The 8,689-nt window shown below is 66.2% G+C and carries 6 protein-coding genes and 1 pseudogene; 4 read left to right on the top strand and 3 right to left on the bottom strand.

Going from position 1 to position 8,689, the window contains the following annotated elements; all coding sequences use genetic code 11:
* Positions 1 to 136 precede the first annotated feature (136 nt).
* The 4 genes from ACXN5W_RS30020 to ACXN5W_RS30005 all read left to right on the top strand — a co-directional run bounded on the left by ACXN5W_RS30020 (position 137) and on the right by ACXN5W_RS30005 (position 3,715).
* Positions 137 to 442 (top strand): hypothetical protein, encoded by a 306-nt coding sequence (locus ACXN5W_RS30020; protein WP_473161757.1) that lies wholly within the window; start codon positions 137 to 139, stop codon positions 440 to 442.
* Positions 443 to 645: 203 nt separating this feature from the next.
* Positions 646 to 1,662: an SMODS domain-containing nucleotidyltransferase gene (locus ACXN5W_RS30015; protein ID WP_473161756.1), complete on the top strand. Its 1,017-nt coding sequence runs from the start codon at positions 646 to 648 to the stop codon at positions 1,660 to 1,662.
* Positions 1,659 to 3,233, top strand: coding sequence for a ThiF family adenylyltransferase (locus tag ACXN5W_RS30010; protein ID WP_473161755.1), 1,575 nt, complete (start codon positions 1,659 to 1,661; stop codon positions 3,231 to 3,233). Before ACXN5W_RS30015 ends, ACXN5W_RS30010 begins: the two co-directional genes overlap by 4 nt.
* A 17-nt stretch (positions 3,234 to 3,250) precedes the next feature.
* Positions 3,251 to 3,715, top strand: coding sequence for a M67 family metallopeptidase (locus ACXN5W_RS30005; RefSeq protein WP_473161754.1), 465 nt, complete (start codon positions 3,251 to 3,253; stop codon positions 3,713 to 3,715).
* Between the two features lie 12 nt (positions 3,716 to 3,727).
* On the opposite strand, the pseudogene ACXN5W_RS30000 reads toward ACXN5W_RS30005, so the two are convergent.
* The 3 genes and pseudogenes from ACXN5W_RS30000 to ACXN5W_RS29990 form a co-directional block, all read right to left on the bottom strand.
* A pseudogene (locus tag ACXN5W_RS30000) lies at positions 3,728 to 5,262 on the bottom strand (ISL3 family transposase).
* Between the two features lie 142 nt (positions 5,263 to 5,404).
* Entirely contained in the window at positions 5,405 to 7,243 is a 1,839-nt protein-coding gene (locus ACXN5W_RS29995) for a DUF262 domain-containing protein (RefSeq protein ID WP_473161753.1), read from the bottom strand.
* Between the two features lie 805 nt (positions 7,244 to 8,048).
* Positions 8,049 to 8,689 (bottom strand): tetratricopeptide repeat protein (locus ACXN5W_RS29990; RefSeq protein ID WP_473161752.1); only part of this gene is annotated, 641 nt, incomplete at its 5' end.

Genomic DNA, 8,689 nt, shown 5'->3' with positions numbered 1-8,689 from the left:
TCATCCGTGACCACACCCGACGGCTCCACGGCCGGCTGTTCCACGATGGTCTCGGTCATCATCTGGCGTCTCTCCCTTGATCGGTCGATCAGCCGTTATTTGTACAGTCCCGAAGGCGCTGGTAAACGCGCACTTCATGAAGGCGTGTCGTGAGCGCGGCATCGGGTGGCTGCTCCTGCTTCGCAACGAGAACAGGCTGCTGAAGCAGGACATGAGGACGTTCAACGGGGTCATCTCGCAGACGTACAACGCGTGGGATACCGCGCCGTCGCCGGCCGAGGCGCGGACGGGTCATCACGCGATCTTTCTGAGCGGGCCGGTGGCGATCGCTGTGGCGCTCGGCGCCCGGCTGGCTGCGTCGACCCCCGGGCAGTGGGCGGCGAACACCTTCAACCCAGTTGCGAACGTGCACGAACCGTTCCCTGCTCCGCCGAACGGCTGACGTGGTGTTCCTCCGGTACGGCCAAAACTGGCGGCTGGTCCTGCTGGTGGGCGAGGTTGTCGTACCCGCGCCGTACCGTCCCGTCGGTGCTCGGCTCTTTCGGGAATGCGGGCGCCGTGCACAGCGTCGTAGAAACTGGCCGTGACCTCACCCCCTCGGCGGCCGTACCAGGCGCACCTGCCAGCCCAGGGAACGGAGAGCACATGGCCACGCTGGCCACCCACTTCAAGACGGCACTGAGCAACATCGAGCCGACCGAGGACGCCAAGCACGCCCAGTCTGCGCATGCCGAAGTCACGGCGGCGCTGGAGGCAGACGGCCTCCTGGTGAAGCTCGGGGTCGATCCGTTGCTGATCGGCTCCTACGGCCGGCACGTGTCGATCCGTCGGGTCAAGGACGTCGACGTGTTCGTCCGGCTGAGCAAGGCCGGTAAAGACCTGCGCCCTGGCAAGATCCTCGACCACGTCGAGGCTGTTCTGGAGGCAGCATTCCCCGACCGGGTCACGCGCCAGCATCGGTCTGTGATGGTGGACTTCCCGAACTACGATTTGTCCGTCGATGTGGTCATCGCCCGGCCGTGCGGGGATCACTGGGAGATCCCGGAGAAGATCGAGGACGACGGGAATGCCCGGTGGGTCGAGACCAATCCCACCAAGATGGCCGAGCTGACGACGCAGGCGAACAAGGACTACCTGCTTTACGACGACGATCCCGGCAGCGGGGTCTACGTTCCCGTGGTCAAGCTCGTCCGTCAGATCCGCCGGGTCTGGGTCGATGACCAGCCCGGCGGCTACTTCTTCGAGGTTCTCACGTATCACGCGTTCAGCAACGTCAAGCCGGACGAGACGACGTACGCCGGGTACCTGACCGTCGTGCTCCGCGAGATCGCCGACCTGCTCGTGGACGTTGCCGATGAGGGCCTCGACGACCCGACGCTGGACGGCAAGAAGATCAAGACCAAGGCCACGGCAGAGCAGTTGGCTGCTGCGGCCGAGCGGATCGCCGAGGCGGCGACGCTGGCCGAAGACGCCTTGGACGTGGAGGACTGCCCGGCCGCGGTGAAGTGGCGTGAGCTGTTCGGCACGACCAAGAACACCACGACCGAGGAGTACGTCTTCCCGCTGCCGGAGTACTGCAACGCCGATGGCACCAGGAAGCAGGCGTCGGCGGTGACCCGGGGCGCGTCCACCGTGCCGGCCGGGAGTGGCCGCTACGCATGATCAGCTCCTGGCAGAGCGGCCTCGTCGCCGAAGCCGACTCCTGGCGTGCGCGCCTCGGGGAACTGGGCTTCGGCGACGACGGGCATCGGCTACGCGGCGACCTGGCGTGGCAGCACCCGGTCCACGGCCTCGTCCATGCCCGCATCGAGGTGGAGCTGACCGATCGGTTTCCGTTCGCCGCGCCGGCGGTTCGGGTGCTCGATCCCGGAACAACGATGGAGCTGACCTTCCACATCGACCGGCCTGCCCCGCCGGGGCTTCACGGCAACCTTTGCCTCTGGGACGGCAGCGCCCATCCGGTCGACGCCGCGCCATGGCGCGAACCCCAGGTTCTGCTGGATCGGGTGCGGAACTGGCTGGAACAGACGGCCGTCGGCTGGCAGGACGATGATGTCTGCGACCTCGAACGGTACCTGGAGCAGGACGCCAGCACTCTCGTGCTATACGACGCCGACGTGCTCACCGGGAAAGTCGGGCTCTACAAGACGGCACCGGGGCCCACACCGCGCACCATCAAGGTGACCGGCAACCGGCGGCCGGGGGTCATCGCGCTGCGAGGACCTCAGCAGCTACATCCAAAGGACCGTGGACTCGCGTGGGTCGATGATCTGGGGGAGGTCAGCTCCCCACCTCGGGAATGGGCCGATCTCGCGCAGGCTCTTGAAGGTGCCGATGAAGTCACTCGTCTGATCGCGCTCGGTGCCGTCGGCTATCTCCTGCTGAGGTACTCCCGCAACGGCCACCGCGCGGCCCTGGCCGTTGCTGTACAGCGCGGCGGCCCCGTTCCGTCGATCACAGCCTGCGAAAGCGCCGACACCAGCCTGGCCACCCGGTCGATACGCGCGGGTACCACCGCTGTGGAACTGGCTGATGTCCGGATCGCCGTGGTCGGCGCCGGGGGGCTCGGATCTTTCGCCGCCGACATCCTGTTCCGCTCCGGCGTCCGCCGTCTCACTCTGATCGACGGTGAGCGTCTGCGTCCCGGCAATGTCGTACGTCACCTCGCCGGCAGTACCGACGTCGGGAAGTACAAGGTCACCGCTGTCATGGACCGGCTGGCGGCCACAGGGTTCGACGTTGGCGAGGTGGAGCGGCAGAATTGGGACATCATCCGGCTGGGTGACGCCGTCGAGCTGGTCAAGACCCACAACGTGGTGCTCGACGCCACCGCCCACGCCGGTGCCAGCAGCCTGCTCGCGACGGCCGCTGACATCGTCGGCGCAGGGACCGGTCACACGGTTATTTCCGCGTGTGTACAGCGCGAGGGCGACATCATCAGGGCTGACCGTTTTCCCCTGCGTCGCGCAGAACAACACCTACCGGCCCTGGCCAGCGAACCAGTCCGCGCAGGAGCACGGGAGGCCGGGTGCGGTGAACCTATCTCGCGGACGCCACCAGCGGCGGTTATCGCCGCCGCCGAGCTCGCCTGCCGGATGATCATCGACCAAGCGACCCACCAATGCGCCCTGCCGGCGACTATGGCCGATGTTCGCCGGCCCCAGCCTGATCCGCCCTTCGACCGGCTCGGTCTGCTCACACCAGATGCCGTTTCCGTCCCGGTGGCGTTGTGACCGGGACAGTTCCAGTAATGATTCACTCCGACGCTCGTCAGACCATCGATGAAGCGGCCAGACGTGCGGCACCGCTGGAGGCCGGCGGTCTGCTTCTTGGATGGTGGGACAACGAGATTGTGATCGTCCGTTCTGCCGTCGAGGTAGTGGATCCGGCCGCCTCCGGCACCTCGTGGATCCGGCGCGAGAACCTTGCCCAGCGGGTCCTCGACCGGGCGATCGCCACTCTCGGGCACCCCTGGATGGGCTATGTCGGCGACTGGCACAGTCACCCTGCGGGGGGTGGGCCAAGCGTGCAGGATCTTCAATCCATCCGAAAGGCATCTCGTGCCTATCCCCAGCCGCTGCTACTCATCGTGCACCGCTGTGGTGGCTTCCTCGACATACGAGCGGCTCGTCGTGGCAGGTCACAAACTGCTGTCGAGGTTACGGCCGGAAGCGGGTCTGTCAAACGAACGGCCCTGTCTCACATTCGGTGGTGACGGAGGGTGGTGTTATCCGAGGAGGATGCGGTGGCGGAGCAGGGTGAAGCCTGCTCGTCCGTGCATTTGGCGTGCGATTCTTTTGGTCTTGGTGTTGACGCCTTCGGTGGGGCCGTTGCTGTAGGGAAGCGTGAGCGCGGCGTTCACGGCGTCGCGGTCCCGCTCCAGACCGCGGGTGAAGGCGTGTAGTTGGGGTAGATCGGCCGCGCGGACTCGGGCGGTCCAGAACGAGATCCGGTCGGCGTTTCCCGCGTGAGGCGTCAGGAGTTCGGCGAAGCCTGGACATGAGCGGCCAGGTGGGTCATCTCGGGGCAGGCTGCGGTGAGTCGTGCCAGTAGGTCTCGATGCTCGGGTTTGAGGTTGTCGGGCCTGGTGAGGATCATTTGGGCGAGGCGGCGTGGGGAGATGTGGCTGCGGTCGGCGTCCGCGCGGCCTTGGTTGATGTACTTGTGCAGGAGGTTGAGGCAGCCGGTGAAGCCGAGGGTTTTGATCTCTTGGTAGAGGTGCTTGATGGGGACGCCTGGGTCCTCGGTCCGACGTTTGCGTAGGTGCTCGCGGTAGGGGTCGACGAGGCTGGCGCGGTACTTGGGGACGCGGAGCATCCGCTCGGGCCGGTCGGCGCGCGCGTAGCGCTTGACGGTGTTCAGGGCCAACTGCAGGCGGCGGGCGCACTCCAGCAGGCCCACGCCTTGGTTGAGCAGGTCATGGATCTGGTGCCAGCGTTGCTGGGTCGTCTGTGCGCGGGGCCCGTCGTAGATGGGTGCGTCCAGGACGGGGGCCCAGCAGGTGCTGTGCGCCTTCACCTCGCTCAGCGCGGCGTCGCACAGGTTATGCCACAGGTGCCACCGGTCGGCGACCTGCACCGCGTTGGGCAGGGCACGGCGGATGGCCTCAGCATAGGTGGCAGAGCCGTCGCGGCACACGACCTCGACACCCGGATGCTTCCGCAGCCACGCCTCGAGGGTGTCGGCGGTGCGGTCCGGTAGTACATCGATCCGCTCATGTGTCTCGGCGTCGATCACTACGGTGGCGTAGCGGTGCCGCCGGCGCAGAGCGAAGTCGTCAATACCGATCACGCGGGGCGTCCGCCTGATGGGTAACGGGATACCCAGCAGGGTGCGCAGGGCCGTGTGACGGGACAGGCCCATGGCCAGTATCGCCAGCAAACGGGCCCCTGCCCGGCCCGCCAGCTCCGTGGCCACGGCTTTGACCTGCCTGTTCAGACGGGCCGTACGGCGCTGGTATCGCTCCAGCACCCCGGGGACCTGTTCACGGAAGGTGTGGCGGCAGCCGCGCGTGGGGCACACCAGACGCCGCACCCGCACACGGACCACCACCCGGCGCCCGTCGACCGGAACGTCGGCGACCGTCCGCCAGTGATAGCCGTGCACCCGCCCGGACGAAGCCCCGCACCTCGGGCAGACCGTGGTGTCACGCGGCGTCCGGGCCTGCACCACGATCCGCTCACCCTCGTCGACCACATCCTCGATGACCAGCGGGGACAACCCCGAGAACACCGCCTGTACAAGCTTGTTGACATCCTCCACGCAGGAGCAACGACACTCGCCACCCTCCGTCACCACCGAATGTGAGACAGGGCCGTTCGTTTTACAGTCCCCCGGATTACTCGTTCAAAGCTGCATGACGGGGCACTAGCTGACAGTGGGGCGGCGGGGTAGGTCCACTGGCTCAGTCAAGCCGCGTCCAGATCTTGAGTGCGAGGCGAACAAGCACGAAAGTGCGCATCTCGATGTGCTCGTCGGTCCATCCCTCGGACCAGGTCGACGCCATCGGTTGGGGGATGATCTCGTGCGGTTGGAGGACAGTTGCAGCGGTCAACAGAAGTACGGCATGCTTGTTTAGTTCGGCACGCTTCGCCAGCCATGGCCCGTTCCGTATGGATGAGTTGAGGCTCGTGGTGGTGAGGGTCAGGTTGCCGAGCTGATGGAGTACCCTGTTGCGCCGGGCCTTGGCCGCGTCCACGGTCTTGTCGGCGGGCAGCGGGTAGTGTTGCTCCCATTCCTGTGGCAGGAGATGTTCGACGCTGAGTTTGGCGGCTTGGGCGGGGCTGAAGGACAACTCGCTCTTCGTGCCGCGTAGCGACGCCTCCAGTCCGGCCAGCAACACTCGCAGCCGAGGGCCGCGTAGGACTCGGTACAGGTTCTCCTGCAGGAGGCCGGTCATGAATTCGCTGTCCTCCGGCCAGTGCCGCGACTCCGCAGTCTGTGCGGCGAGTTGGTCTCGTAGCTGATCACCCACCACCGCATCGTCGGCTGTACGGATCTTCTGCAGGATGGACAGAAAGAGCCGGTTGTAGTCCTTGGTGGTGAGGCCGCAGACGAACCTGCGCACGATCACGGATTCGATTGCGCGCGCTGCGATGGACCGCTGTTCGACACTCACCCCTTCTCGGGCTTGCAGGTGTAGCAGGATTGGCACTGGAGTCGTGGTGTTGAGCATGCTGAGTGTCTCAAGCAGCCGTCCGGTGGGGTCGGCCCCCAGAAGGTTCTCCATCTTTCGCATGGCCCGACCGTGGTGAGCCAGGTCAGCGAGAATCTCCGCTGCGGACATCTGCGTGCTGGCCTGCCAGCGGCGGAAGTCGGCGAACAACCGCTCGACTGGCACCTCATGTCCGGTCTGAATGGACAGCCAGTACGACAGCAGCAGGTCAATGCGGGCTCGCTTGATTCGACCCGTCGTCACCTCCTCGCCCCACCACGCCGTGTCGAAGGACGTCCAGTACTCGGCGTGCAGGGTCGCTACGTCCTGTCCTTGTTGCTCCGCGATCCGGAAGAGGGTGTTCTTTACGAGATCGGAGGCCCGAAGGCGGGTGCCGCGGTCGTTCAAGGTCTCGAAGATGACCTGCGCGTCGTCCTGGGCCTCTAGCTGGATCTCCACGAGACCCAGCCGCTCCCGCAGAGCGATGACAAGGGCGTCCGCTCGCTCAACGGGCTTGCTCGATGCGGAGAGCCAGGCGTGCACTTCGTCGTCGAAGTACCGGCGTGCCGTCAGCAGTCGGTGTTCGTCGGCCCGCCTTGCTGGGAGCTCGGCTGCGAAGACTTTCTTGAACCCGTCGCGGTCCGGTAGGGACGGCCAGACCTTGTACCGTTCGTACGGATGGTCCTTGTGGACGAGCTGCGCGGTGTTGTGGAGGAATAGTTTCAGCAGGGCTTCCGCGTTGTCCGCAGCATGCTCGTGCGCCGCCGCCCAGCACGAGGCGAGTAACACCTGAAGGGTCGTGAGGCGTTGCTGCCCATCGATGACATTCATGGCGAGGATTCGTCCGGGGGCCGGGGGCAGCCGCTCCAGTACGATCGCCCCGAGGAAGTGCGTGCGGGGCGCGCCGGCGAAGGTCATCGTGGCCCCACTGATCTCCGCCTCGACCTCCTCGGCCGCCATCCGGACATCGGACCAGAGAGGTTCCCAGTTGCGCTCCTCCTCCCACACGTAGGGGCGCTGGAAGACCGGAACCACGTGCCGGCGGTCAGTGCCGAAGACGTGGACGAGTTGAACCGTGTCTGCTCTCATACCTGCCTCTCAGTTGCTGGCACTCGCCGCCTGTGATTCCGTCCTAGCGCGTCACTGCGCCTCTAGACATCGCTTCCAGCGTGCGGATATCGGGTCCCTGGCGGGCCTCGAGCCACAGCGTAGACCGGTGGCAATGGGTTGAAAACAGCACTTGATTATGGCGCGCTCGCCGTAGCTACAGAGGTTAGAAGGCTGACGTTCGGACCGTCTTGGTGGTTCGGGGCCGAGGGCCATGCCGGTGTTGACGAAGAAACCGGCGAGGAAGATCGGTCTGATGCTGGCACGCTCGTAGCCGTTGTCTGACCAGGTCGGCGAGGTGGTCGACGCCGTTGACGGCGATGTTGGTGAGGCCACATTTCACCCAGCGCCAGACCGCCCTCGGTGGGGTTGAGGTCCGGCGCGTAGGGCGGCAGGCGGATCACGGTCAGCCAGGTCCGGGTGGCGATCAGAGTGTCGGCGTACGGGTTCCGATGCAGAGCCAAGTACACCAAATGTGCAGAGGCCTGGGCGAGTGGCGCTGGGGGACCTTGCGGTGCCGGTCGTCCCCGACGACGCCCGTCCGTTGCTCACGATGAGTAACCGGTGGACGTGGGCCGCCGCCCGAATCGCGACAGATCCGTGCGTTTCTGTCGCCAAGAGTCATGCATTTTATGCACGCTGCGACTGCTGGTTGTGGTAATCGTGGTGAGTCGGGTGAGCGATCGATGTAGGCGAGCGGGCCGCTGTGTCGGGTAACGGGCGGCTGTCGCTCGTAAGGTCGGGGACCTTCGTGCGCACCCGCCCGGGTCCTCCCGAACCCCAACCGTCATTGCGTGTCTGTCCCACCGCCGGTCGCCTCGTCGAGCTGTTGGCGCAACTCGGTGGCCTCCTCGGTACGGCCAAGGCCGTCAAGCACGTCCGCCAAGGTCCGGTATGCCGAGAATAGCTGTCCGGCGAACATCCGCGGCAGCTGGCGGGTGAGCGGCTCATAGAGGCTGATCGCTTCGGTGACCGATTCCAGTGCCTTGGCGTAGTTGGCCTTCACGTTCACACACACCCATCCGTACGCCCACAACGACGTGGCGAGGTCGGGCAGGTAGGCGTCCGGGTTCGCCTCGGCCAACCGGCGCCGGATCGTAACGGCTTCCTCGGCCGGGGCCAACGCCTGCTCCCGCCGCCCCAGATCGGACAGGCGGTTGCCGAGGTTGTTCAACGACATGGCGAGGTCGGGCAGGTAGGCGTCCGGGTTCGCCTCGGCCAACCGGCGGTAGATGCCGGTGGCTTCCTCGGCCGGGGCCAACGCCTGCTCCCGCCGCCCCAACCCGGACAGGCGGTTGCCGAGGTTGTTCAACGACATGGCGAGGTCGGGCAGGTAGGCGTCCGGGTTCGCCTCGGCCAACCGGCGGTAGATGCCGGTGGCTTCCTCGGCCGGGGCCAGGGCCTGCTGGCGCCGGCCGGTGTTCGCGA

The organism is Plantactinospora sp. A48 (genome assembly GCF_055793945.1).
Note: the sequence above shows the minus strand (reverse complement) of the source record. Positions and strands in the feature narration are given on the sequence as shown.

Coding starts and splice junctions, on each gene's coding strand:
- ACXN5W_RS29995 (WP_473161753.1), bottom strand. CDS start 7,243: ATGAGAGCAGACACGGTTCAACTCGTCCACGTCTTCGGCACTGACCGC.
- ACXN5W_RS30005 (WP_473161754.1), top strand. CDS start 3,251: ATGATTCACTCCGACGCTCGTCAGACCATCGATGAAGCGGCCAGACGT.
- ACXN5W_RS30015 (WP_473161756.1), top strand. CDS start 646: ATGGCCACGCTGGCCACCCACTTCAAGACGGCACTGAGCAACATCGAG.
- ACXN5W_RS30020 (WP_473161757.1), top strand. CDS start 137: ATGAAGGCGTGTCGTGAGCGCGGCATCGGGTGGCTGCTCCTGCTTCGC.
- ACXN5W_RS30010 (WP_473161755.1), top strand. CDS start 1,659: ATGATCAGCTCCTGGCAGAGCGGCCTCGTCGCCGAAGCCGACTCCTGG.